21 protein-coding genes are annotated in these 22,556 nt (G+C 60.1%); 5 read left to right on the forward strand and 16 right to left on the reverse strand.

Annotation, left to right across the window (positions count from 1 at the left end):
- Positions 1-16 precede the first annotated feature (16 nt).
- Both LXM96_RS12165 and LXM96_RS12170 read right to left on the reverse strand, forming a co-directional pair.
- A complete protein-coding gene (locus tag LXM96_RS12165; protein WP_239998763.1) occupies positions 17-895 on the reverse strand; it encodes an MBL fold metallo-hydrolase in 879 nt (292 codons plus the stop codon).
- Positions 896-969: 74 nt separating this feature from the next.
- Positions 970-1,251 (reverse strand): hypothetical protein, encoded by a 282-nt coding sequence (locus LXM96_RS12170; RefSeq protein WP_239998764.1) that lies wholly within the window; start codon positions 1,249-1,251, stop codon positions 970-972.
- On the opposite strand from LXM96_RS12170, the gene malQ reads away from it, so the two are divergent.
- A complete protein-coding gene (gene malQ, locus LXM96_RS12175; protein ID WP_239998765.1) occupies positions 1,244-3,157 on the forward strand; it encodes a 4-alpha-glucanotransferase in 1,914 nt (637 codons plus the stop codon). The genes LXM96_RS12170 and malQ overlap by 8 nt on opposite strands.
- Here the strand turns inward: malQ and LXM96_RS12180 are convergent.
- The 3 genes from LXM96_RS12180 to LXM96_RS12190 are packed head-to-tail and all read right to left on the reverse strand — an operon-like array spanning position 3,147 to position 7,903.
- A complete protein-coding gene (locus LXM96_RS12180; RefSeq protein WP_239998766.1) occupies positions 3,147-4,319 on the reverse strand; it encodes an osmoprotectant NAGGN system M42 family peptidase in 1,173 nt (390 codons plus the stop codon). The two genes, malQ and LXM96_RS12180, sit on opposite strands and share 11 nt — an antisense overlap.
- A gap of 3 nt (positions 4,320-4,322) precedes the next feature.
- Positions 4,323-6,122: an N-acetylglutaminylglutamine synthetase gene (gene ngg / locus LXM96_RS12185; RefSeq protein ID WP_239998767.1), complete on the reverse strand. Its 1,800-nt coding sequence runs from the start codon at positions 6,120-6,122 to the stop codon at positions 4,323-4,325.
- A gap of 5 nt (positions 6,123-6,127) precedes the next feature.
- Entirely contained in the window at positions 6,128-7,903 is a 1,776-nt protein-coding gene (locus tag LXM96_RS12190; protein WP_239998768.1) for an N-acetylglutaminylglutamine amidotransferase, read from the reverse strand.
- Positions 7,904-7,989: 86 nt separating this feature from the next.
- Between LXM96_RS12190 and LXM96_RS12195 the strand changes: the two genes are divergently transcribed.
- From LXM96_RS12195 to LXM96_RS12205, 3 genes are all read left to right on the forward strand, one after another.
- On the forward strand, positions 7,990-8,493 hold the full coding sequence (locus LXM96_RS12195) for a MarR family winged helix-turn-helix transcriptional regulator (protein WP_239998769.1): 504 nt from the start codon (positions 7,990-7,992) through the stop codon (positions 8,491-8,493).
- Positions 8,494-8,643: 150 nt separating this feature from the next.
- The gene (locus LXM96_RS12200) at positions 8,644-8,868 is read left to right on the forward strand and encodes a hypothetical protein (RefSeq protein WP_239998770.1); all 225 of its coding nucleotides are present in this window, start codon (positions 8,644-8,646) and stop codon (positions 8,866-8,868) included.
- A 369-nt stretch (positions 8,869-9,237) separates the two neighbouring features.
- Positions 9,238-9,513 (forward strand): hypothetical protein, encoded by a 276-nt coding sequence (locus tag LXM96_RS12205; protein WP_239998771.1) that lies wholly within the window; start codon positions 9,238-9,240, stop codon positions 9,511-9,513.
- A gap of 147 nt (positions 9,514-9,660) precedes the next feature.
- On the opposite strand, the gene LXM96_RS12210 is transcribed toward LXM96_RS12205, so the two are convergent.
- The 10 genes from LXM96_RS12210 to LXM96_RS12255 all read right to left on the reverse strand — a co-directional run bounded on the left by LXM96_RS12210 (position 9,661) and on the right by LXM96_RS12255 (position 19,815).
- A complete protein-coding gene (locus tag LXM96_RS12210) occupies positions 9,661-9,939 on the reverse strand; it encodes a DUF982 domain-containing protein (protein WP_239998773.1) in 279 nt (92 codons plus the stop codon).
- 87 nt (positions 9,940-10,026) lie between these two features.
- Entirely contained in the window at positions 10,027-10,188 is a 162-nt protein-coding gene (locus LXM96_RS12215; RefSeq protein WP_239998775.1) for a hypothetical protein, read from the reverse strand.
- 173 nt (positions 10,189-10,361) lie between these two features.
- A complete protein-coding gene (locus tag LXM96_RS12220) occupies positions 10,362-11,669 on the reverse strand; it encodes a solute carrier family 23 protein (RefSeq protein ID WP_239998777.1) in 1,308 nt (435 codons plus the stop codon).
- A gap of 295 nt (positions 11,670-11,964) precedes the next feature.
- Positions 11,965-13,734 (reverse strand): ABC transporter ATP-binding protein, encoded by a 1,770-nt coding sequence (locus tag LXM96_RS12225; protein ID WP_239998778.1) that lies wholly within the window; start codon positions 13,732-13,734, stop codon positions 11,965-11,967.
- Complete coding sequence (locus LXM96_RS12230; RefSeq protein WP_239998780.1) at positions 13,731-14,690, reverse strand: acetamidase/formamidase family protein; 960 nt, start codon at positions 14,688-14,690, stop codon at positions 13,731-13,733. The genes LXM96_RS12225 and LXM96_RS12230 overlap by 4 nt, the downstream gene beginning before the upstream one ends.
- A gap of 8 nt (positions 14,691-14,698) precedes the next feature.
- Positions 14,699-16,309: an ABC transporter substrate-binding protein gene (locus LXM96_RS12235; protein WP_239998782.1), complete on the reverse strand. Its 1,611-nt coding sequence runs from the start codon at positions 16,307-16,309 to the stop codon at positions 14,699-14,701.
- A gap of 27 nt (positions 16,310-16,336) precedes the next feature.
- Positions 16,337-17,257 carry an ABC transporter permease gene (locus LXM96_RS12240; RefSeq protein WP_239998784.1) on the reverse strand — a complete coding sequence of 307 codons (921 nt, stop codon included), beginning with the start codon at positions 17,255-17,257 and terminating at the stop codon, positions 16,337-16,339.
- Positions 17,257-18,156, reverse strand: coding sequence for an ABC transporter permease (locus tag LXM96_RS12245; protein WP_239998785.1), 900 nt, complete (start codon positions 18,154-18,156; stop codon positions 17,257-17,259). Before LXM96_RS12245 ends, LXM96_RS12240 begins: the two co-directional genes overlap by 1 nt.
- Positions 18,131-18,742: an ANTAR domain-containing response regulator gene (locus LXM96_RS12250; protein ID WP_239998788.1), complete on the reverse strand. Its 612-nt coding sequence runs from the start codon at positions 18,740-18,742 to the stop codon at positions 18,131-18,133. Before LXM96_RS12250 ends, LXM96_RS12245 begins: the two co-directional genes overlap by 26 nt.
- Positions 18,739-19,815: a transporter substrate-binding protein gene (locus tag LXM96_RS12255; protein ID WP_262913620.1), complete on the reverse strand. Its 1,077-nt coding sequence runs from the start codon at positions 19,813-19,815 to the stop codon at positions 18,739-18,741. Before LXM96_RS12255 ends, LXM96_RS12250 begins: the two co-directional genes overlap by 4 nt.
- Before the next feature lie 489 nt (positions 19,816-20,304).
- Here LXM96_RS12255 and LXM96_RS12260 point away from each other — a divergent pair, with 489 nt between their 5' ends.
- Entirely contained in the window at positions 20,305-21,555 is a 1,251-nt protein-coding gene (locus LXM96_RS12260; RefSeq protein ID WP_239998793.1) for a mechanosensitive ion channel domain-containing protein, read from the forward strand.
- Between the two features lie 53 nt (positions 21,556-21,608).
- On the opposite strand, the gene LXM96_RS12265 is transcribed toward LXM96_RS12260, so the two are convergent.
- Positions 21,609-22,475, reverse strand: a complete 867-nt coding sequence (locus LXM96_RS12265; protein WP_239998794.1) for a D-amino-acid transaminase — start codon at positions 22,473-22,475, stop codon at positions 21,609-21,611.
- Positions 22,476-22,556 lie beyond the last annotated feature (81 nt).

The raw sequence follows: 22,556 nt of genomic DNA on the forward strand, positions 1-22,556 counted from the left end.
CTTCGCCGTCAGGCACTTATCGATACGCATTATTGCCGCTCTTTCCTGGAAAGGCCCGATCGAGGTCGTAGCGGGCCCCTTCCGGCACAGCGATCTCGCGGAAATTCGCCGCAAGTTCGCGAAGCTTGGCCGCCATGGCCGCTCCCTTGACTGGTCGACCATGTCCGGAGATGAGGATGTCCGGGTCGAGCCTCGACAGCAGTTCGGCAGAATCCTCGGACAGCTCCCAGTCCGGTGTAAGATAACGCGGAGGGCCGTGGATTTCCGGCTTCTGCATCATGACTTCATAGGCGGACTCTTGACCTGTCGTGATCACAGCGTCGCCCGCGATCAAGGTGCGATCGCTGTCGCGCCATAGCGATATGTGTCCGGGTGTGTGGCCGGGAGTATGAAGCCATTTCCAGTTTGGCATGAAGGGCAGGCTTCCGTCTTCGGGCAGGCTTTTCAGTCGCGCGCCAACATTGACAGGAGACCGCGGATACAGCGGAGACAGCAATGACATGGCACCACCTCCGACCCATGGATCAGCCGGCGGATAGGCCGCTTCACCGTTCAAGTACGGCGCTTCCAGCGGATGCGCGTATACCGGTACGTCCCAATGCCGGGAAAGCTCCTCCACCGAGCCGGCGTGGTCAAAATGCGCGTGGGTCATCACAATGGCGGCAGGACGCTTGTCTGCGAACCGTCGCTCCGCGCACTGCTGAATGGTGCTCTTGGACGTGGGCAGACCCGTGTCGATCAGGACCCACCCTTCTCGACCCGGTTGGCCGTAGAAGACAACGTTTGCGATGGATAATTTGCGGTATGAAAGGTCGTCTGCGAAAGCCTTGGTTCCGTCGTCACAATCGACAAGCGGAGCGAGATCGGCGTCCGAGAGCGCCAGTTGGTTCGTCATGGTGATCTCCTAGAAGCAAGCCCTCCCGACAGCCGCTCGGCTCCAGCGATTTCGCGGCGGTCGCTGCGGCGATCTCAGTTGCTGTCTTTTTGCTCCTTGTCCCGCTTTCTTTCGTGGTCCTCCTTGGGCTCCCTTTCCGTCAGATGCGGCCGTTGAACGTCTCGCAGGTCCAAGGCGCCGCCAGTTGTCGTCTGAGGTTTGGATTGTTCCGTCATGGTTGCATCTCCTTGCTCTGCGCCAACAGCGTGACAGGGAAATTGTTCCTCTTCTAAGAGGTTCATGATCCGGATCGGAACCTTCGTCAGCGGCGGAGGTTCAAGAGGAGATTTATCAAGGGCGGCAGTTTCAATGAGCAAGAAGAGTTCGGCAGACGTGCCGAGTGCGGATTTTGATCGATTGGCCTCAGCCTACGGCATTCCTCCAGACTATGAGGATCTTCAGGGCGAGGTGAGAGCGGTGCCGAAAGCGACGCGGCGCCGGATCCTCGACGCTTTGGACGTTCCAGATGATCTTGATGCAATGGGTGCCGAAGTAGAGAAGCTCAAGCCACCTCAGCTCAAGCTCAATGGGCAAACCTCCTGCTACTTGCCGGAGTTCCTGTCTGAAGGACCGATCTGGGGAATCTCTTTGCAGCTATACGAGCTTCGCTCCCGCCGTAACTGGGGGATCGGAGATTTTGCGGACCTCAGACAGACGTGCGGGATTGCGGCATCTGCGGGAGCCGATTTTATCGGGCTGAGCCCTCTGCACGCGCTCTTCCTTGGAGAGCCGGAACGTTGCAGTCCCTACTCCCCGTCCAGCCGCATCTTTCTGAGTCCGCTTTATATCGCTGTCGATGAGGTTGATGGTTTCGAAGCGGCCTGGCCCGATCCCCAGGAACTGGAGAGGCTTCGTGAGCAAGAGGTTGTAGATTATCGAGGCGTAACGCGTCTCAAGCTCAACGTGTTGCGACGGATCTGGAATGCCAGGGAGCCGAATAGGGACGCGATCGAGTACGAGAACTTCAAGAACGATAGAGGCGACGATCTCAGACGGCACGCTCTCTTCGAGGCTCTTTCGCTCCATCTGACGGATCTCGGCCATGGCAGCGGCTGGTCGCAGTGGCCTTCCGAATTCCGGGAATGGGACAGCCCTGCTGTCCGCCATTTTGCCGAAATGCATGCGGGGGAGGTCGAGTTTCATACCTGGTTGCAGTGGCTCGCCGCCAAGCAGCTTGCAGAGGTTACAGAAGAAGCTAGGCGCTTGGGAATGCGCGTCGGCCTCTACTTCGACCTCGCTGTTGGAGAAGCGCCGGACGGATCTTCGACATGGGGCACGCCCGATCTGGCTTTGCCCGGTCTGCGCGTTGGTGCCCCCCCCGACGTCTTCAGCACCAGCGGCCAGGACTGGGGACTTGTCGCTCTTTCCCCTATGGCGCTCCAGGCTCGGAAGATGCGCCCGTACAGGGATCTCATCGACGCATCCATGCGCTTTGCAGGCGCCCTAAGAATCGACCACGCCATGGGAATTTGGCAGCTCTTTCTTTTGCCGGAAGGAGAGACGCCAGCTGTGGGCGGATACCTCCGCTATCCATTCGCGGACATGGTTGCCGCTTTGGCTTCCGTCAGTCATGCCCGTCGCAGCATTGTCATTGGCGAGGACCTTGGCAACGTGCCAGACGGCTTCCGCGAGGTCATGGAAGAGGCGCAGATCCTCGGTTACCGCGTCCTCTACTTCGAAGAGGCTGCTCCTGAGGGTTTCGATGTAAGCGGCATCACACGCCTTTCGCTGGCCTGCCTGTCGACGCACGATCTGCCGCCTTTGATCGGCTGGTGGCGCGGCGACGACATCGATCTCGCGCTTAAATTTGGACTGACGGAGCAGGGCGCCGCGGTGGAGGCGAGGAGGGAGCGGGCGAAGCGCCGCGAGAGCCTTCTGGCGGGCCTGCAGACGGCGGGTTTGTCAGATCCGGAAGATGTAGCCGCGACCTCCGATGACACCCAATGCGAGATCTCGCAGGAGGTGATCATTGCCATGCACCGCCTTCTGGCAAGAACCCCAAGTCTCATGGTCGCCGTGCGGCTTGCAGACCTGGTGGGTGAGGATCAGCCAACGAACGTACCGGGAACTTCCGATGCTTACCCCAATTGGCGCCGGAAGCTCCGCCTGCCAGTAGAGGAGATGGCTGAAAGTTCGCTGTTCCGGCAAATCGTACAGGGAGTTGCGGCCGAGAGACCGAAACCCGATCACTCGAAGCAGGAACCGCTAGCGGTCAATCGCTGACGGTACGGGAGACAGTCTCTACAGCAGCTGGACCGGGTGCCGGCTGGTCCGCCAGCTCGGTAGGCTGATGGGTGAAGCCCTCGAGCCCTGAGAGTGCCTGCAGATCTCGTTTGATCTCCACGGGGCTGACTGCAAAGGCTCCCACTAGCTTCGCGACGGATACGAGCGCGTTTGTGTGAATGCGCTCATATCCGTGGGATGCGTCGACGCCAAAGGTGACAAGAGAGGTGCGAACGTCATGGCCGGCTTCGATTGCCGAGGCCGAATCCGAGCGGTAGTACCGGAACACATCCTTCTGGAAGGGTATCTGCTCGGCCTTGCAAAGGTCCACCAGCTTCTTCGTCAGGTGATAGTCGAAGGGCCCCGATTGATCCGCCATCGCAATCGTGACGCCGAATTCGGACGAGTTTTGGCCAGGGGCTGTGGTGCCGTTGTCTATGGTCAACATGGACGCCACGTCGCCCGTGATGACAGAAGATGCACCCACGCCGACTTCCTCGGCAATCGTGAAAAGCCAATGCGTGTCAACCGGAGTGCTCGCTCCCGCCCGCTCCAAAGCTTCAATGGCTGCAAGCGCGATCGCTACTCCGGCCTTGTCATCCAGGTGGCGGGAATTGATAAACCCGTTGTCGAGGAATTCCGGTGATGGGTCGATTGCGACAATATCGCCGATGTCGATGCCGAGATTAAGCGTCTGCTCTTTTGACTGAGTGACCGCGTCGATCCGCAACTCCAGGTATCGCCAGCCTACAGGAAGCGTATCCACCTCGTCATTGAAGGTGTGGCCTGACGCCTTCAAAGGCAGAATAGTACCTCGAAAGCTTCCTCTGCTGCTGAAAATAGTAACCCGCGCGCCTTCCGCAAATCGGGCGGACCAGTGACCGATAGGGACCAGTTCAAGGCGACCGTTGTCTTTGATGTATTTCACCTGTGCGCCCAGCGTATCCAGATGGGTCACCATCGCGCGCGCTCCGCGGCGCCGGCTACCCTGGCGGATGGCTCGTATCGCACCCCGACGGGTCAGTTCCGGGCGCAGCCCCAACCGCTCAAGTTCTCGCGAGCAGTGATGAACGATCTCGTCAGTGTAGCCGGTGGGACTGGCTATTGAGAGAAGCGCTTTCAGCTGTTCGAGGAGATAGGTCTCGTCGATATCGATGGTCATGGATTACATTTTCCCCAAAGCGAGGCTTGCGGCGCGATGGCCGGACAAGGGAAAGAGAAGGTCAAGGAACCGTTCCGCCGTCGGCTGCGGCTCATGATTGGCAAGCCCCGGCCGCTCATTTGCTTCAATGAAGACATAGTCAGGATCCGTCGGGCTGCGAACCATGAAGTCGATACCCACAACAGGAATATTGATTGCTCGAGCAGCCTTTACTGCTGCCTCGACAAGCCTGGGGTGGGCGATCTCCGTCACATCATGAATCGAGCCGCCCGTATGGAGATTCGCCGCCTTCCGGACCACCACCTCACGGCCTGCCTCCAGAACCGAATCCAGCGTCAGGTCATTCAATCGCAGGCATCGCTCCGTCTCGGCGTCCATGGGAATGCGGCTTTCCCCGCCGGTTGCAGCGGCACGGCGCCGGGACTGCGCCTCGATGAGGCTGCGAATGGTTTGGCGACCGTCGCCTGTGACGTAAGGCGGCCTGCGTACGGCTGCGGCAACCAGCTTGAAGTCGATCACCACAAGGCGCAGATCCTCGCCTTCGAAGCAGGCCTCGATAAGGACGCGGTCGCAAACTTCGCGGGCGGTACTGATTGCACGTTTCACAGCGTCGAATTCGTCAAGGCCAACTGCCACGCCGCGTCCCTGTTCGCCACGTGCGGGCTTTACCACCACCCGCCCGTGCTTCTCCAGGAACTGGGCGAGTTTGGCATCATCATCTGTCGCCGTCATCTGCTCCGGCACAACCAGGCCGGCTCCCTCAACGACGCGTCGTGTCACAGCCTTGTCGTCGCAGATGGACATGGCCACGCCCGAGGTGAGCTCGGAGAGGCTTTCGCGGCAGTGGACGGAGCGTCCCCCTTGCGATAGCCGAAAGAAGCCGCCTTCGGCATCGGTGATCTCCACATGAACGCCACGCCGGCGTGCCTCGTCGACAATAAGGCGCGCATAGGGGTTGAGCACGTCGTAAGCCTCTAGAGGTCGCGCATAAAGCCGCTCGTTGATCGAGTTTTTACGCTTGATCGCGAAGGCCTGGATGCGACGGAAGTGCAGCTTCTCGTAGAGGCGAATAGCCTGATCGTTATCGTGCAGAACGGAAAGGTCCATGCAGGCAGCGCCACGCGCCTTGAAGTGTTCCGCCAGTCGCCGAACAAGCGCCTCTCCTATGCCCGGATGGCGCGCCTGTGGATCAACCGCGAGGCACCAAAGGGAGGATCCCTGTTCAGGATCGTTGAAGGCCCGCCGGTGATCGATTCCAGTGACGGTGCCTACGATTTCCCCCGTGTTCTCGTCCTCCGCCACAAGATAGGTGATTGAACGATTGTCGCGATTTGACCAAAAGAAATCCGGGCGGACAGGGACCATATTGCGTGCCGCGTAGATGCGATTGACGGCCTCCGCATCGGCTTCGGATGAGAGGCGACGTATGAAGAAGCCGCGTGGCTGCTTGCGGCTGCTGCGATAGGTCGCCAAATCGAGGCGAAACGTATGTGACGGATCAAGAAATAGCTCTTGGGGTGCTGTGGCGAGCACAACATGCGGATCGCCGACATAGATCGCAATGTCACGATGTTCGGGAGCCTCCTGACGCAGCGCGGAGATCAACTGGGTGGGATCCTTGAAGGTCTGCGCGAACAGGAGCCGACCCCATCCGCAGTCTACCTGCGCTGCTTCCTCAGGAATGGCTCTTTCGGGCCCCCCTTGGTGGCCGTGACTTGAGTAGTCGACCCGCTGCCGCAGTCGGTGCGCCACGGATTTGGCGGATCGGAAGCGTCCCTTGTCCTCGCCTATGGTCTTTGCCATGGTGTTCATACCCCGTGGGTCTGCATCCACATTTCAAGAAGGCCGACCTGCCACAGTTCGGAGCCCCTGAGTGGCGTGATGTGATCGGAGGGGCTTTCGAACAACTGCTCGAGGTAATCCTGGCGAAAGAGCCCCCGTTCGCGCGCCGCTTGCGACTGAAGCGCGTCCCGGACCATATCGAGATAAGGTCCATCGACATACTTCAGCTGTGGAACAGGGAAGTACCCCTTCTTCCTGTCGATGACCTCCGACGGGACAACCAGCCGAGCAGCGTCCTTCAGGACGCCCTTGCCGCCTTCGCGCAGCTTTTCCTCGGGCGGAATCTTTGCTGCCAGCTCAACAAGTTCGTGGTCCAGGAAAGGAACGCGAGCTTCCAGACCCCAGGCCATGGTCATATTGTCCACTCGTTTGACCGGATCGTCGACGAGCATGACTTGGCTGTCGAGACGCAATGCCGCATCGACCGGCGTATCGGCACCGGGTGCACGAAGATGGTTGGAGACGAACTCGAAGCTCACGTCCGTTTCGGCCAGCCACTCCGGGTTGAGATGCCGCCCGAGCTTCTCGTGGGAGCGGTCAAAGAAGACCTTCGCATAGTCTGCCGCCACGTCATTGGAATTGGCCAGGGGCGGATACCAGTGATACCCCCCAAACACTTCGTCTGCACCCTGACCTGACTGAACGACGCGGATGTGCTTCGAGACTTCCTGCGAAAGCAGGTAGAAGCCAGCATTGTCATAGGAGACCATAGGCTCCGACATGGCTGCAAAAACGCCGGGGAGAGCCCCCATCAAGCGTTCGGAAGGCACGAAGATTTGATGGTGATCCGTGCCAAAGTGCTTGGCGACAAGGTCCGAGTACACAAACTCGTCCCCCTTTTCGCCATTGGCAGCCTCAAAGCCGACGGAGAAGGTCATCAGGTCCTTCTGGCCCATCTCGGCGAGCAGTCCGACGATCAAGCTTGAGTCGACGCCACCTGACAGCAGCACGCCGACCGGGACGTCCGCGACCATGCGGCGGCGCACTGCGGTTCGCAGGGCCCCGAGCACGAGGTCCCGCCAATCCTGCGAAGAAAGGCCACTCATGGATGGGTCTCGCTGGTAGGGCGGCTGCCAGTATACGGTGTCCTCTTCCCGTCCGTCGCGATCGATGACACGAATTGTCGCCGGGGGCAGTTTCTTGACACCATTGACCATTGTATGCGGCGGCGGCACCACCGCGTGGAAGGTCATGTAGTGATGGAGTGCGGTCTTGTTGATCGACGTGTCGATATCGCCGCTCTTCAGCAGCGCGGGCAGGAACGACGCGAAACGCATGGAATCGCCGGTGCGGGAGAAGTAGAGCGGTTTGATGCCGAAGCGGTCGCGGGCCATGATCATCCGGCCGGTGTCACGCTCATGGATGACGAAGGCAAACATGCCGTGAAATCGCTTCACGCACTCGGTCCCCCAGGCATGCCAAGCCTTGAGGATGACCTCGGTGTCCCCATGCGAGAAGAAGCGGTAGCCTTTCGCTTCAAGATCCTTGCGAAGCTCCGGGTAATTGTAGATGCAGCCGTTAAAGGCAATGCTCAGGCCAAGCTCGGGGTCCACCATTGGCTGGCGGGCCTTCTCCGACAGGTCGATGATGGAAAGCCGCCGGTGGCCAAGTGCCGCATTTCCATGGATCACCAATCCGGAACCATCCGGCCCGCGCGGCGCAATCACCTCCATCATCCGCGCTTGTACAAGAGGAGAAGGCTGGGCGCCGTCAAAGCGTATTTCACCACAAATTCCACACACGGTTCCGCTTGATCCTTTTTCTATTGATTGTCGGCTAAACTGTTATAGATCTGATAATTAGAAATCAAATCATCTAGGTCAAGACTATGAGCATCGGCGAAAACGGAAACGGCGGCGAAAAGTTTCAGGTTTCGCAGAGGCGGATGATCGAGAAAGCCGTCCGACGCATTGTCCGAGCACATGATCTGCAGTCGCGGGCGCTGGCCAAGCGGTGCGGTTTGACCGCGGCTCAGCTCGTTGTCATGAAAGGTGTCGCCGAACTCGGAGAAGTTACCTCCGGGGCCCTCTCGATCTATGCTGACATCAGTGCCGCAACCATTGTGACGATTCTCGACAATCTTGAGGAGCGGGGCTTGATCCAGAGGTACCGGTCCGGGAGCGATCGCCGGATCGTCCACACGCGATTGACGGAGGAGGGACGCGTGCTCATGGAGCAGGCGCCGGAGCCGATGGGCGAGCTCTTCCTCGAGCGCTTCTCAAAGCTCTCCCATCAGGACAGGCAGACGCTTGCGGAGGCGGTATCTCGACTGGGTGAACTAATGTCCGCGACCGGCGAGGCAGCTACCCATCGAGAGATTGCTCAGCGTTAGCGACGAGGGACGGAGCCGCTTCGCAGCGTTAGCGCGTCGGTAGGCAGCGTTAGCGCGTCGGTAGATTGCCGGAAATCAATCTCAAGGGTGGAAGCGCACCCTCGCATACTTATATGAACGGATGTCTTCTAGTCGCTTAAGGAGGCAGTCATGACGATCACGAGAGATGAGATTAGAGACGTCTTGGGGCCTGTCGGAGACACCCTAGCAGCAGAGATTGCGGCAACCGGCGCGAGTCATAAGGAGCTCTCCGAAGCCTGGGCCTGGGTCAACAATAACGAAGCTCTTTTAAACGACGGGCGACCACTGCCGGCGGGTCGTGTTGCGGAACTCGCCGCACTTCTTGAGCCCGAGGATGAGGAAGATCTGCCGTAGTTCTCGCCCAGGAGAGAGCGGCAGGTGATGTGGTGCCGTCCCTTTCTTCGGTTGCCGCTCTCTCGAAAAGGGAGACAGAACAGGTTCCTTAGACGCGTACCGTCAGGCGCGGCGTGTGCGCCGGAACCTCTTCCGCGTCTTCAGGTTTAACGAAGAATGTCATCAGTCCGTCTTAACGGACAGGAGAGACCTCGCCTCTTGCGCTGATCCAAAATAATCCCGGCGCTCAAGGAAGTGAGAGGTGCTCCTTGTTCAAGCAACAGACTATATTACATTATGCTTATGGAGGCTTCGCCTTCGCATTCACCAGCAGGAACATAGCCAATCTGTCGCTTGCCTTGAAACGCGAGCCAGCAAGGAGACACCTTCATGGAAGCAGCAAAGACCTTGGCGGAGATGACCGTCATAGAACGGCGTGAACTCATCGACTTTGTCGCTTCTGCTTTGGAGGGAACTTCCAAAGAAGCGAGGGTACACGGCGATCAACAGTCCGCGCTCAACTCTTACAACCTCGCCCTCGCCATTCGCGGGAGTGCCGCGGAGCTGGCAACCGGAGATCTGCGGTCGGCTGAGCTGCTGCTGCAGCAGGGCATCAGTCTTGTCGCTGCAAGTCTTTCACGCTCGCAAGGTCCGCAACTGCACTAGCAAATCCGCAGGCCGGTTCTTGCCAGCGCAGCGGCAGATGCCCATCCGCGCTGACGCCGCGGGGTGGAAGGGTTATGCTTCAAGCCAATGCGGAAACCAGCCGGAGGAGGTGGCTCCCGTTCGAAGAAACGGCAGCCAATCTAGGCATCAAGGCTCGGCGCGGATAAGGCAATCTGATGCGAGACAGGCAGCGATGAAGCAGGAGCGGGCTTCTTCGCCGCTACCTTTCCCCGAAAGCGCGGCCATGGAGGCACGTCTTGCCCTTGCAAATGCCGGACCCTTGATGCCGGGCCACCGGTTCATCAGGAACCGGTAGGCTTCTTGGGAGTCGGAGATCGTCGTTAACGAGGTGTTCTTGTCGGAAACACTGACCGGGTCGGCCCACGTCGCAACGTGGTCGCTCTTGGTCAAGTCGGGAGTGTTCATGAAAGCATTCCAGTTGTCCGTGCCGTCCCGAACGCGATCCCCTTGCTTTCGTTCCGGCCGACCCGCAACGGAACGACGCAAACTGATCTAGCCGCCGGTTGCGATCATGAAAATCAATGAGGCGCCGACCAACAGAACGGTGGCGGCAGCGGCCACGCGAATAGCGTTTTCGAAGGGTGCAGTCTTCCCGTGCACACCTTCGGGTTTGGAGCTTGCTTCCCCAATGGAGCTGCCGCTTGGCCCGATCATGGATCCTCACATGCCGTGTAGGCTTCGCTTTTGCACGAGAAGAGCGAGGATACTGCTAACGGACGCAGTTAAACCTTGGTGAGCAAAACCTGGACAAGCTGAAGTATCGGCGAAGACAAGAAGATGCGCCCAAAGAAGAAGCCCTTTCGCTGCCGCAACGCAAGCTTAGTCACTTAGTTTCTTTGAGTCGTCCAGCCGAGCATATGGTAGAGGATGATCGCCCCGATCGTGGCGGTGCCGATCCCATCGAGAGTGAAGCCTGCCACGGCGAGCTTGAAGTTCCCCGCGCCAAGAACCAGGGCCACGCCAACCGTGATGAGGTTTCGCGGCTCGGCGAAGTCCACCTTGTTTTCGACCCAGATGCGGCCCGCAGTTGCCGCAATGAGCCCGAAGACCACGATAGAAAGACCGCCGATAACCGGCCCGGGAATGGTTTGTATCAGGGCGCCGAATTTTGGCGAGAAGCCAAGGATTATGGCGACCACCGCTGCAACCAGGAAGATGAGTGTGGAGAAGATGCGGGTTACCGCCATCACGCCCATGTTTTCCGCATACGTGGTCATACCTGTACCGCCAAAAGCACCGGAGACCATGGTTGCCAAGCCATCGCCGAGGAAGGCTCGACCCAGGTAGGGATCAAGGTTCCTGCCGGTCATCGCACCGATCGCCTTGATGTGTCCGAGGTTTTCCGCAACAAGGATAACCACGACCGGGGCGATCAGTGTTATCGCCGAGACCGAAAAGGCGGGCGCGGTGAAGCTTGGAAAGCCAAACCAAGGAGCGGCGCTGACGCCGGAGAAATCCACCGGCTGGCCGAGATTGAAGCCGTTGGCAAGGCCCGTGTAGGCGAGATACGCAAAGGCACCGCCGATGAGGATTGGCAAGCGGCGTGCCATGCCGGGAGCATATACGGCAACGAGGCCTACGGCGACGAAGGTAAGGATCGCGATCCATCGCGAGATCTGGTCGCCTTCAGGGTTGTCTGCACCCACGCCCGAGGCGCTGGCAATGGCGATAGGGGCCAAGACCAAGCCGATTGCCGCGACGATCGCACCCGTCAGAACAGGCGGCATCAGCCGCTCGATCCAGCCATGGCCGGCAGCCATCACCACGAGACCGATCAGGGCGTACAGCGCACCTGCAGCTATGATGCCTCCCAGAGCAAGACCGATATCGGGGTTCGGTGCACCAGCCGTCGCCGCCGTAGCAGCGAGTACCGGACCGATGAAGGCGAAGGAGGAGCCGAGATAACTAGGGACGCGGCCGCCTACTGCGACGAAGAAGATCAGCGTCGAAATCCCTGAGAACAGGATGGAGACGTTCGGATCGAAACCCATCAAGATAGGTGCAAGTACGGTGGATCCGAACATGGCCACCACGTGTTGAAGCCCGAGCACCGCCGTTTGTGCTGCTGGAAGCCGCTCGTCCGGCAGGACCTGGCCTTGCGTCTTAAGCCGCCAACGCGGGAAGTAACCGCCCATTTCGCTTGTACCCGTCTCTTATCACTTGATCCGCGGTGCCCAAGCCCGATACGAGACCGGGTCGAATGCGGAAGGAAGGCCTCGGTTGACAGGGCGCAACTGAGGGCTCCCCTATCCTTTGGCGGATTGTCGATATCTGCATCCTGTGTTCCTGTCACCTGATCCAGCGTGTTTCCCACAGAAGTGCCACGGGGTGACCGCCGCAACGGCAACGACAATCTCCTTCAGCTCATGATCAAGATGTTGCGACTGGCCCTTTAAGACGCCACCGCCTCGAATTGCGCCTTGCTAAAACTCACTGCGCGACGAGGTGGCCCTTTCCTATATCGATCAGCCGTGCCTTTTCCGGCGCTTCGCCAACCTTCCACATAGGGCTCGGAATCTCGCCCGATAGCCGCAGGTTAGGTTTCCGCGGTCGGCGGGGGTCCGGCACAGGCACTGCCTCCAGAAGGCGCCGCGTGTACGGATGTTGTGGGTTGTCGAAGAGTTGTGCGCGCGTTCCCATCTCGACGATCTGGCCGAGATACATCACGGCCACCCGGTCGGAGATGTTTTCAACGACCGCCATGTCGTGGCTGATGAAGAGATAAGTTACCCCGCTCTCCTTCTGCAGGTCGCGCAGAAGGTCCAGCACCTTGGCCTGGATCGATACGTCGAGGGCTGCAACGCTCTCGTCGCAGATGATGAGCTTGGGCTTCAAGGCAAGAGCGCGAGCAATGCAGATGCGCTGGCGCTGGCCGCCGGAAAACTGATGCGGATAGCGGTTGTAGACACTTGCCGACATCTCGACCCGCTCCAGGAGTTCACGCACGCGCGCCTTCTGTTCTGCCGCCGTGCCGATGCCGTGGATCACTAGGGGTTCTCGGATGAGTTCGCCGACGGTCATGCGCGCGTCGAGTGCTGCCATCGGATCCTGGAATACGATCTGGAGATCGCGACGGACCGCCTTGCGTCCCTTGTTGTCGAGGTCGGCCATTACCTTGCCGTTGATCTCGATGCGTCCGGTGTGAGGTGCCAGGCCAACCAGCGCTCTCGCCATGGTCGATTTGCCGCAACCAGATTCGCCCACCAGGGAAAGCGTTTCGCCGCGGAAGATGTCGAGGGAAACGTGTTCGACAGCATGGACGCGGGCCGCTACACGGCCCAGCAGCCCCTGCCGGATCGGAAAGTTGACCGACACGTCGTCGTATCGAACGAGAACTTCTCGCGCGGCGGGTTCCGGCCGCGATGCACCTGCGCCGATGCGTGGTACGGCAGCCAGCAGGTCGCGCGTATACTCCTCCTGAGGTGCGTCGAAGAGGTCGACTGTCGACGCCGCCTCCACCATCTTGCCCTTGCGCATGACGATGACGCGGTCTGCCATCTCGGCAACGACGCCCATGTCATGGGTGATCAGGATGACGGCAGTACCCAGTTCCTTCTGCAGGTCTCGCAGGAGGTCTAGCACCTCGCGCTGCACTGTCACGTCCAACGCGGTTGTCGGCTCGTCGGCAATGAGGACGGCCGGCCGCAAAGCGATCGCCATGGCGATCATCACGCGCTGGCGCATGCCGCCCGATAGTTCGTGCGGATACTGCTCGAGCCGCTTCTCCGGCTGCGACAGGCGAACGGCCTTCACCGCTTCCAGCGCCCGCGCTCGCGCCTGCGAGATCGACAGCGGCTCATGTGCCCGGATGGCCTCCACAAGCTGACGGCCTATGCTCATAACCGGATTGAGCGCAGTCATCGGCTCCTGGAAGATCATCGCTATGCGCGCACCGCGTATCTCTTGCATCTTCTTTTCAGGCAGGTTGGTGAGTTCGGTGTCACCAAAACGGATGGACCCACCGGTCACACGAACGGCGGGTGCCGGTAAAAGCCCCATGCAGGCAAGTGAGGTAATTGACTTGCCCGAGCCACTTTCTCCCGCAATCGCCAGGGTCTCGCCCGGATGAAGATCGAAGCTCAACCCTTCCACCAGCGGAACCAGCCCCTGGTCCGACCGTGCAGAGACCTGCAGGTCGCGTACCGACAGGACCACGTCGGTTGCCGTATCGACGACGGGAGAAAGCATGGCTGCGGTCATTCGAAGACGGCCCTCGGGAAGTAGAAGCTCACCACGACATTGGGCATGTCGACAATTTCGGAGATGCGAAGATCGCCACAGGTGGAGACGAGCATGTACGCATCCACCGGATCCATCTTCTGCGTTGCCGTAAGAAGATCAATCATATTGGCGACAGCGTCCTTGGCCGCAGCCCAAAGATCTGGGCCGATGCCGGTTGTGACCTCGTAGCCCTTGGCGTCGAGATGGCGCGTGACCGGGCCAGGCGTCGTGAAGCGAGGCGTCTTCAGCGGCTGGTCCTTGATGAGGTCGAGCGTGAGCACGACGTCGAAGGGGCTTTCGACTGCGGTACCACAGACCTCGCCGTCACCCTGGGCGGCATGCGTGTCTCCGACCGAGAACAGCGCGCCGTCGACCTCGACCGGCAGGTAGAGCGTCGTGCCGGCGGCTAGATCGCGGATGTCGAGGTTGCCGCCGACCCGGCGCGGCGGGACGACCGTATGGTGGCCTTTCTCGGCCAATGCATTGCCGATGGTGCCGGCAAACGGCTTTAGCGGCACGCGACCATTCTTGCCGAACAGCGCGGGCTCCATGCTCGACGCGTCGAACTTCCAGACGTTGAGAGCCGGTTCGGTGAACTGGTCAGCGAGCAGGCCGAAGCCTGGAATGTTGGCGGTCCAGCCAAAGCCCGCGCCGTCGCGAAGCTGCGGCGTGAAGCTCTCGATGGTGACTTTGAGAACGTCCCCTGGCTTTGCACCATCGACATAGATCGGACCGGATACCGGGTTGATCTTGGCGAAATCCAGCGCCTTCACGTCCTCGACGGTGGACTGGGGACCAAGTTGGCCCCCAGAACTGTCAAGGCACTGGAACAGGATCGTTTCGCCTGGTGCAGCCGTCAGGGCAGGGGCAAACGCGTTGTCCCAGCCGAAATGGTGCTGATGGGCGTGGATCGTGTGGTTGCAGTGCTTGCACATGATGTGCCTTACTCCTTGATGAAGACGTAGTCGTAGTTGACCGGGATCGAGACCGGATCGACGTAGAGCGCGTCGTCGCCACCCATGCGCGGGGACTTCATGGTGAAGCGCTGCTCGTTGAACACGGGCGCCCAGGGCGCGTCTTCCATCACCTTCATGTAGATGTCGGACCATTTGGCGAGACGCTCGTCCACCTTCGCGGGATCGACGATGGAGTCTGCCTCAGCAGCAAGCTTGTCGAGCTCCGGATTGCAGTACTTTGCCCAGTTCCAGCCGCCTTCCACGGCGCCGCTGCAGCCGAGGATTGGACCGTAGAAGTTTGCCGGATCCGGGAAGTCGGCAATCCATGCCATGCCGCCGGACCAGATCATGGGTGCCGTGCCTGCGCCGCCGGCTTCGATTACATTGGCCTGGGCCAGCGATTTGATCGACGCGTTGATGCCGATTGCCTTCAGGTCCTGCTGGATCGCTTGTGCAATACGCGGGTTCGGATCGGTGTTCATGACGAAGAGTTCAGTGTCGAAGCCGTCCGCGTAACCTGCGTCGGCAAGCAACTTCTTAGCCCCTTCCCGGTCGAACTCGTAACCTTCGTAGCCTGCCGTGTAGCCCGGCATGGATGGCGGAAGCGGCTGGGTTGCCGGAACGGCGCGACCGTTGATGACCTGGACGATGCGGTCCTTATTGATCGCCATGTTGACGGCACGGCGCACCTCGACCTTGTCGAAAGGCGGCTGGGTAACGTTCATGGTGATATAGCCGGTATGCAACTGCCCCCCTTCGACAACCAGACTCGCCTGTGCCTCATCCTTCATGACTTCCACGAACTTCGCCGGCGGAATGCCATCGCCTGGAACGTCGACTTCGCCATTCTGCGCGCGCAGAAGTGCCACAACGGGCTCCTGGCCAACTTCCACGGTGAAGCTGTCGAGATAAGGAACGCCGGAAATCCAGTAGTCCGGATTCTTTTCGAACACGAGGCGCTGGCCGAGTGTCCATTCAGCGAGCTTGAAAGCTCCGGTGCCCACAGGCTTCTTGCCGAAATCGGCGCCAGCCTCCTCGACGGCTTCCTTTGGAACGATGAACGAGAAGTTCAGCGCCATGATGTGCAGGAAGGTCGCGTCCGGGCGCGACAGCTTGAAGACGACCGTGCTATCGTCGGGAGCGGAAACGCCGGAAACGGCGTCGGTCTTGCCCTCGGCGGCCTCGTCATAGCCCTCGATCATGGAGAAGAAGCCCTGGCCCGGCGATTGCGTGGCGGGATTGACGACGCGGTTGATGGAGTAGACCACGTCATCGGCGACCAGTTCGCGGCCATTGTGGAATTTGACGCCCGGGCGCAGCTTGAACGTGTAGGTGAGGCCGTCTTCGGAAATCTCGTGGCTTTCCGCGAGCCCCGGACGCAGCTTCGTCGTGCCCGGCTCATAATCCATGAGGCCGTCGAACACGGACTTGATCATCGACCAGTTCTGCCAATCATAGCCGATCGCCGGGTCGAGCGTCGCGACATCGTCCTTGTAGGTCACGACCATGTTGCCACCCTGCTTCGGCTCCTGCGCCGGAGCAAGTGCCGGCAGGGCCATCAAGGTTGCAAGTGCGGTAGAAAGGAAAAGCTTCTTCATAGACCTTACTCCTGTTGGTTGACGGTTTCAGCGCAGCTTGATGCGCGGATCGATGAGCGGCGAAATCAGATCGGCAATGAGATTGCCGAGAACGATCCCGCAGGCGGAGACGAGCGTGACACCCATGATGATCGGGATGTCGACCCGCTGGATGGCCTGCCACGCAAGTTGACCAATGCCGGGCCAGCCGAAGACGCTTTCCACGACCACGATGCCGGACATGAATATTCCGATGTCGATGCCGATCATCGCGATGATCGGCAGGATGGCGTTGGGCAGAGCATGGCCGAGGATCACCTTGCTGCGGCCCAGGCCCTTGGCACGTGCCGTGCGGATGAAGTCTGCGCGCAGCACGTCGACCATCGATGAGCGCATGATGCGCGAATACCAGCCCGATCCGAGGATGCCGAGGGTGAGTGCGGGCAGCACGATGTGGGCGAACGTGCCGTAGCCGCCGATCGGGAACCATCCCAGCTGCACCGCGAAGACGAAGAGCAGCAGCAGGGCGACCACGAACTGCGGCGCGGAGACGGTGATAAAGCTCGTCAGCATAAGGCCGTTGTCGATGGCCTTGCCACGGTTCAGTGCAGCGATGATGCCGAGCGGCAGGCCGATCAGGAGTTCGCAGGCGATGGCCGCCACCAGCAGCAGAAGGGTTGCCGGCAGGCGCGATGCAATGAGCTGAGCAACCTCGGTCTTTTGCAGGTAGGAGCGGCCGAAGTCGCCTTGCACGAGGTTCAGGAGGTAGTTTGCGTACTGCACGAGGAACGGCTGGTCGAGACCGAGCTGCTGGCGAATGCTTTCCACCGTGGCAGCGGTTGCGGACCGTCCGGCGATCTGACGTACCGGATCGGCTGGCAGCACGTAGAGCAAGACGAAGGTAATGAAGGAGACGCCAAGCAGGATAAGCGCGGACTGAAGGAGGCGTCGCAGAATATAGACCGCCATCAATCACGCCCCTGTTGTGTCGGATCGAGGATGTCGCGCAGAGCGTCACCCACGAGGTTGAAGGCAAGTGCGAGCAGCAGGATTGCAGCACCGGGAATGAAGACAAGCCAGGGAGCTGACTGGAAGTAGGTCTGGTTCTCGAAAATGATGTTGCCCCACGAGGGAATCGGCGGCTGAACGCCGATACCAAGAAAGGACAATGTGGCTTCGAGCAGCACCGTGGTGGAAATTCCAAGAGTACCCCAGACGATCAGCGTCGGGATCAGATGCGGCAGGATGTGCCTGAAGAGAATGCGGCCGGTTCCCGCACCTAGCGTCTTTTCGGCGGCGATGTAATCACGCTCCGCGAGCGACGACGTCTGGGTGAAGATGACGCGTGCGGTCTGCACCCAGTTCACAAAGGCGATCACCATCGCAACGATCCAGAGTGACGGCGAGAAGATGGCGGCAAGGCAGATGGCCAGAAGCAGTGCCGGAAAGGCCATCATCAGATCTGTGAACCGCATCAGCACTGCCCCGACCAGCCCACGAAAATAGCCGGCGGTGACGCCGACAAGCGTTCCGATGACAAGTGCAGCGCCATTGGCGACGAGCCCGATCAGCAGCGAGGTCTGAGCCCCGTATAGAATGCGCGAGAAGAGGTCGCGACCGAGGAGGTCGGTGCCGAACCAGAACGTCTCGTTCGGCGGCATTGGCGCACCCTCAATGGTAAGGCCATCGAAGAACTGTTCATAAGGATCGAAGGGCGCAAGCCACCTTGCGAACACGGCGCCGCCGACGCAGATCAGGATGATCAGCAATCCCAGGAGCGCCAGCTTGCGCTGCGCAAGGCGACGCAGTGCGGAAGGTCCGCTCTCCGGCGCGATCAACGGTTCAGGCGCGATCGATGTGTCTGTCATCGTCACTACCCCTCTCGCTTGAGTGGTTCGCTACCAACCGTTCGGCGGCGGCCTCCATGGTGACACGCCAGGCCATCGCGGTCTGGCGCAAAAGCTCGTAAGCCTCGGCCTCGGTCTTGCCCTTCATTACGAAGATCATCACCGCGCGCACGATCGTCTGTCGGGCGGAGAGACGGCTCTGCAGGTCGCTGATCAGCGCCTCCGACGCTTGTGCACGATTGAAATTGGCCCGCGCGACCAGAAGCGCTGCGTAGACGCCCTTGTCGCTCATGGGCTTTAGGATCTGCGCGTGGGCACCCATCTCCATCGCCCACCGCAAACGCCCCGGCGCTTCCGATCCGATCAGCGCGACCATGGGCATTGGCGACTGCCCCGATGCCCACGGAAACTGCTCGTCGTGTCCCATGTCGGCATCGTAGAAGATGAAGTCCGCGCCGATTGCCTCAGCAGGCAGTTCCGGCCAAGCCTCGCGAACGTCGAGCCCGATGACTCCGAGCTGGCGAATCAGACCTTGGACCGACGGGTGAGGTCGGTGCAGGATCCAGGCGATTGCCCCGCCAAGGTTTTCCGTTCTGATGTGCGTCATGACACCACCTTGAGCCGGAGTTCCGGCCGTGCGGTTTGACTGCGATCTGTCAGATATGGATCTGCGCGCCGCGCCGGCAGCCGCTTGATCTCCCGGAAGCGACCATTTTCCAGCCGGGCGATGATGGTGGGCTGAACCGCATGCAGATGCGCAGGATCGAGCTTCGACGTGTGCCCGGCGCGGATGGCCGTCTCCAGCAACTCAGCCAGGGGTAGCACCTCTGTTCCAGGGCGGCCGTGAAGAAGCGAGGCAAGCTCGTGGACGGACTGGCGCGCCATCTCGTGAAACGACCCTCCAACACCGCCGGCGGGTTCGAACCAAGGGCCTGCCGCTACCAATCCCTCGGCCGCGCCGCCGGCCGCCTTGATCTCGCTTTCACTGAAGTTGCACGACAGCACCGTGAGGCTGCCGGCAAACGCCGCTTCCCGCTTCAGGTCCGCAAGCCGCCCTAGAAAGGCATAGGAACTGTCGCCTACCAGCGAGTTCAGGACGAAGCTCGGCTTCAGAGCACGAATGTCATCGATGATATGATCTAGTTCGGTGTCGCCGATCGGAAGGTAGCGATCGCCCAGGACCTGGCCGCCTGCCGCTGCGATGCGTTCACGCGCGATCTGTGCCATCTCCCAGCCCCAGATGTAGTTGGAGCCGACAAGATAGGCACGGGCACCCAGCTCCGGCAGCGCCCAATCAAGAAGCGGCAGCAGATGCTGATTGGGGCAGGAGTGCGTGTAGGCTACCCGCTCTGATGCCTCGAACCCCTCGTAAGGCACGGGGTACCACAATACGCCGTCAAAACGCTCAAGTTCGGGAATGACTTCTTTGCGGCTCGCGGAGGTGATGCAGCCGAAGATGTGACGTGCTGCCGACTCCCGCAGGATCTCGCGGCACAGCGGCGCATAGCGGTCGAGACGCCCTTCCGGATCGCGTTCAACGACGCGGAATTCGACGTCAAGGGCGTGATCGGCATTGACCTCTTCAACCCCCTTCAACACTCCGAGACGAGTCGAGCGCGCCAGCGCGGCATACATACCGCTCCGTGAAAGCAGAACGCCTATCTCTAAGACCCGCTTCATAGGTTCCCAATGCGAAAAACCCCGCGCCGATTCACGCAAAAGCGCGGTCGGAGGCGGGGCTCGGATGCCAGATATTTCGGTTAGTGTAACGAGCTGCGGTGCGAATGGGAAGCTAAATTTCAAAAACTTCCCGCAGGCATTGCCACTACCTTCTCATTGCCCTGCGGACGCGCAACAAATGTACACTTCGGCTTGAATGGAAGTGCGACGCCTGACGCCGTTCTCGGGCGTGCTCCTTTGCGGAGAGGAAGCGGACCACCTGGTTGCTTATCCTGATGCCTATCTGGCAAAGTCGGCAACGGTTTGAAGGGAACGATCGCCAGAGCTGGCGCATTTCGCAAAATGCACGACTGTCGAAAAACCTTCGGCTTGAAGCCTTGTCTCGCCCTCACTTTGATGTGTGTGTTGGCGAGTGCCGCCACTCCAAGGGCACAGAGCTTCCCTTCCTCGGCGATCACCAACGAAGCAAGCGAACGTACCGACGACGGCGTGGCTGTCACTGCGGTTGTGGAGGACGCCGCTCTGGCGGATCGCCTGGCAGCCATTCTGGAGGCAACGGGGTGGTATGAATCAGTGCAAGTCAGTGTGGAGGAAGGCGTCGTCACGCTTGGAGGCATCAGCGATACAGCCGAACACCGAAGCTGGGCCGTTGAGTTGGCCGAGAGGGCGGAGGGAAGCATCGCTGTTGTGAACAAGCTCGCAGTTGCCAGCGACTTTGCCTCAACGGTCGACCGTGCGGCAGCCGAGGTGCAACAGCTTTCACGCCGAGCAGGCGAGATCATACCGCTGGTGGTTCTGGCACTTGCCATAGTGGCTGCTACGTGGGGCATAGCCGCACTGGTTGCGGCCGTGGCCAAACGTCTGTTGGAACAGCGGATACCATCGCCACTTCTGCGTGGGGTCGTGGTGAGAGCAATCTCCATCCCCGTTCTGCTCCTTGGCATTTACTTCGTGCTTCAGGTGGCTGGGCTGACCCGGTTAGCTGTCACGGTGCTCGGGGGCACCGGGCTCGTCGGTATCATCGTCGGCTTTGCTTTCCGAGACATCGCCGAGAACTTCCTTGCCAGTCTGCTCCTCAGTGTCCGCAATCCATTCAGCACCGGGGACCTGATCGAAGTGGCGGGAGAGACCGGAATCGTGCAGAACCTCAATACCCGCAGCACGGTTCTGTTGACCCTGGATGGCAATCACGTGCAGATTCCGAATGCGGCGGTGTTCAAGAACACGATAAAGAACTACTCCAGCACGCCGACCCGGCGGGCAGAGTTCCTTGTCGGCATTGGCTATGATTCCTCCGTCCCTCAGGCTCAGGCGCTGATACTGGAAATTCTAAGACGACATCCGGCCGTGCTTGCGCAACCAGAGCCCCTGGTGCTGGTGGATGAGCTAGGTGCGGCTACGGTCAACCTGTCCGTCAGCTACTGGTTCGATAGCCGGACCTACTCGCCCGCGAAGGCAAATTCGGCTCTCCTGCGCCTGTGCAAGAACACCCTGCTCGAAGCCGGGATAGAGTTGCCAGATACAGCCCGTGAAGTGGTGTTCCCCAAGGGCGTGCCATTTGTTCCAATGAGCGAAGGGCAGCCAGCTCCGCCTGTCACTGCGCCACGTGGCGTTGCAACGGTAAGCGACACCGAGGACGCTACGGCGGGAGAGGGAGAACTCACAAACGAGGCGAATGATGTTCGTGGACACTCGCACGGCCAAGTCGTTGAGGCTTCGGAGAATCTCCTGAAACGCTAAGCTGGGCCGCGCCTCTCGCACAAACCCTGTCTTTACATCGGTCGCAAATGGAATCAGCCCGCTACCGCCAATCCTTGAGCGAGCTGGTTGTTGACGTAGATGTCGAGCAGCCGCTGGCTGACAGGGCCGACGTCGCCTGTACCGATCTTCTGACCGTCAAGGCTCACCACTGGTGTAACGAAGCTGGTTGCCGACGTGACAAAAGCCTCCGCTGCCGATCTTGCTTCGTCCACGGTGAAGCGACGTTCTTCCGCAGCGAGTCCTGCTTGCCGAGCCAAGTCAAGGATGGAACTGCGCGTGATGCCGTGGAGAAGGGCATCGGACAGCTCTCGCGTGACAACGACGCCGTCAGACGTCACGATGTGGAAGTTTGCGGAGCTGGCTTCCGTGACATAGCCGTCCTCTACAAAAAGCACGTCGTCGTAACCCTTGCTGTGCGCATCCGTCTTCATCAGCGAGGAGTAAAGGAGTTGCACGGTCTTGATCTGACGCTGCGACCAGCGGCCGTCGGGCACAGTCTGCAGAGCCAGCCCTGTTTTCCACTTCGGATTGTGAAGGATCCGCTTTGACTGGGTGAAAAGGACGATGGTTGGCTCTGTATCCCGCGAAAAAAGGAAGTCCCGCTCCTGAACGCCACGGGAGATCTGTAGGTATATGAGCCCTTCGGCGATACCATTCCTCCTGGCGATCTCCTTGTGCAGTGCCAGCAACTCCTCTTCGGCAACGGGCATGGGAATGCCAAGAGCGTCCAGGGACCGGCGCAGTCGGGCCTTATGACCGGGATAGTCAATGAGCTTGCCTTCGACGACTGCCGTGACTTCGTAGATGGCGTCTGCGAACAGGAAACCGCGATCAAAGACTGAAATCTTGGCATCGGCTTCCGCGATCAAATCGCCATTGAGGTAAACGGTTCTGTTCATGATCTTTCCCACGCGGTCAGATGTGTTGCCACCAAGGTTCTCGCACCGCCAGACGATTGGTGCAACTCACTCCACCTCTTT

The organism is Rhizobium halophilum (genome assembly GCF_021648825.1).
In the GTDB taxonomy this organism is placed as follows: domain Bacteria; phylum Pseudomonadota; class Alphaproteobacteria; order Rhizobiales; family Rhizobiaceae; genus Neorhizobium; species Neorhizobium halophilum.

Bases quoted from the DNA above. Each gene is read 5' to 3' on its own strand.
- LXM96_RS12230 (WP_239998780.1), bottom strand. From the start codon at position 14,690: ATGTGCAAGCACTGCAACCACACGATCCACGCCCATCAGCACCATTTC.
- ngg (WP_239998767.1), bottom strand. From the start codon at position 6,122: ATGGCAAAGACCATAGGCGAGGACAAGGGACGCTTCCGATCCGCCAAA.
- LXM96_RS12225 (WP_239998778.1), bottom strand. From the start codon at position 13,734: ATGACCGCAGCCATGCTTTCTCCCGTCGTCGATACGGCAACCGACGTG.
- LXM96_RS12215 (WP_239998775.1), bottom strand. From the start codon at position 10,188: ATGATCGGGCCAAGCGGCAGCTCCATTGGGGAAGCAAGCTCCAAACCC.
- LXM96_RS12240 (WP_239998784.1), bottom strand. From the start codon at position 17,257: ATGGCGGTCTATATTCTGCGACGCCTCCTTCAGTCCGCGCTTATCCTG.
- LXM96_RS12220 (WP_239998777.1), bottom strand. From the start codon at position 11,669: ATGGGCGGTTACTTCCCGCGTTGGCGGCTTAAGACGCAAGGCCAGGTC.
- LXM96_RS12235 (WP_239998782.1), bottom strand. From the start codon at position 16,309: ATGAAGAAGCTTTTCCTTTCTACCGCACTTGCAACCTTGATGGCCCTG.
- LXM96_RS12205 (WP_239998771.1), top strand. From the start codon at position 9,238: ATGGAAGCAGCAAAGACCTTGGCGGAGATGACCGTCATAGAACGGCGT.
- malQ (WP_239998765.1), top strand. From the start codon at position 1,244: ATGAGCAAGAAGAGTTCGGCAGACGTGCCGAGTGCGGATTTTGATCGA.
- LXM96_RS12200 (WP_239998770.1), top strand. From the start codon at position 8,644: ATGACGATCACGAGAGATGAGATTAGAGACGTCTTGGGGCCTGTCGGA.
- LXM96_RS12195 (WP_239998769.1), top strand. From the start codon at position 7,990: ATGAGCATCGGCGAAAACGGAAACGGCGGCGAAAAGTTTCAGGTTTCG.
- LXM96_RS12245 (WP_239998785.1), bottom strand. From the start codon at position 18,156: ATGACAGACACATCGATCGCGCCTGAACCGTTGATCGCGCCGGAGAGC.
- LXM96_RS12265 (WP_239998794.1), bottom strand. From the start codon at position 22,475: ATGAACAGAACCGTTTACCTCAATGGCGATTTGATCGCGGAAGCCGAT.
- LXM96_RS12250 (WP_239998788.1), bottom strand. From the start codon at position 18,742: ATGACGCACATCAGAACGGAAAACCTTGGCGGGGCAATCGCCTGGATC.
- LXM96_RS12165 (WP_239998763.1), bottom strand. From the start codon at position 895: ATGACGAACCAACTGGCGCTCTCGGACGCCGATCTCGCTCCGCTTGTC.
- LXM96_RS12180 (WP_239998766.1), bottom strand. From the start codon at position 4,319: ATGACCATCGATATCGACGAGACCTATCTCCTCGAACAGCTGAAAGCG.
- LXM96_RS12210 (WP_239998773.1), bottom strand. From the start codon at position 9,939: ATGAACACTCCCGACTTGACCAAGAGCGACCACGTTGCGACGTGGGCC.
- LXM96_RS12255 (WP_262913620.1), bottom strand. From the start codon at position 19,815: ATGAAGCGGGTCTTAGAGATAGGCGTTCTGCTTTCACGGAGCGGTATG.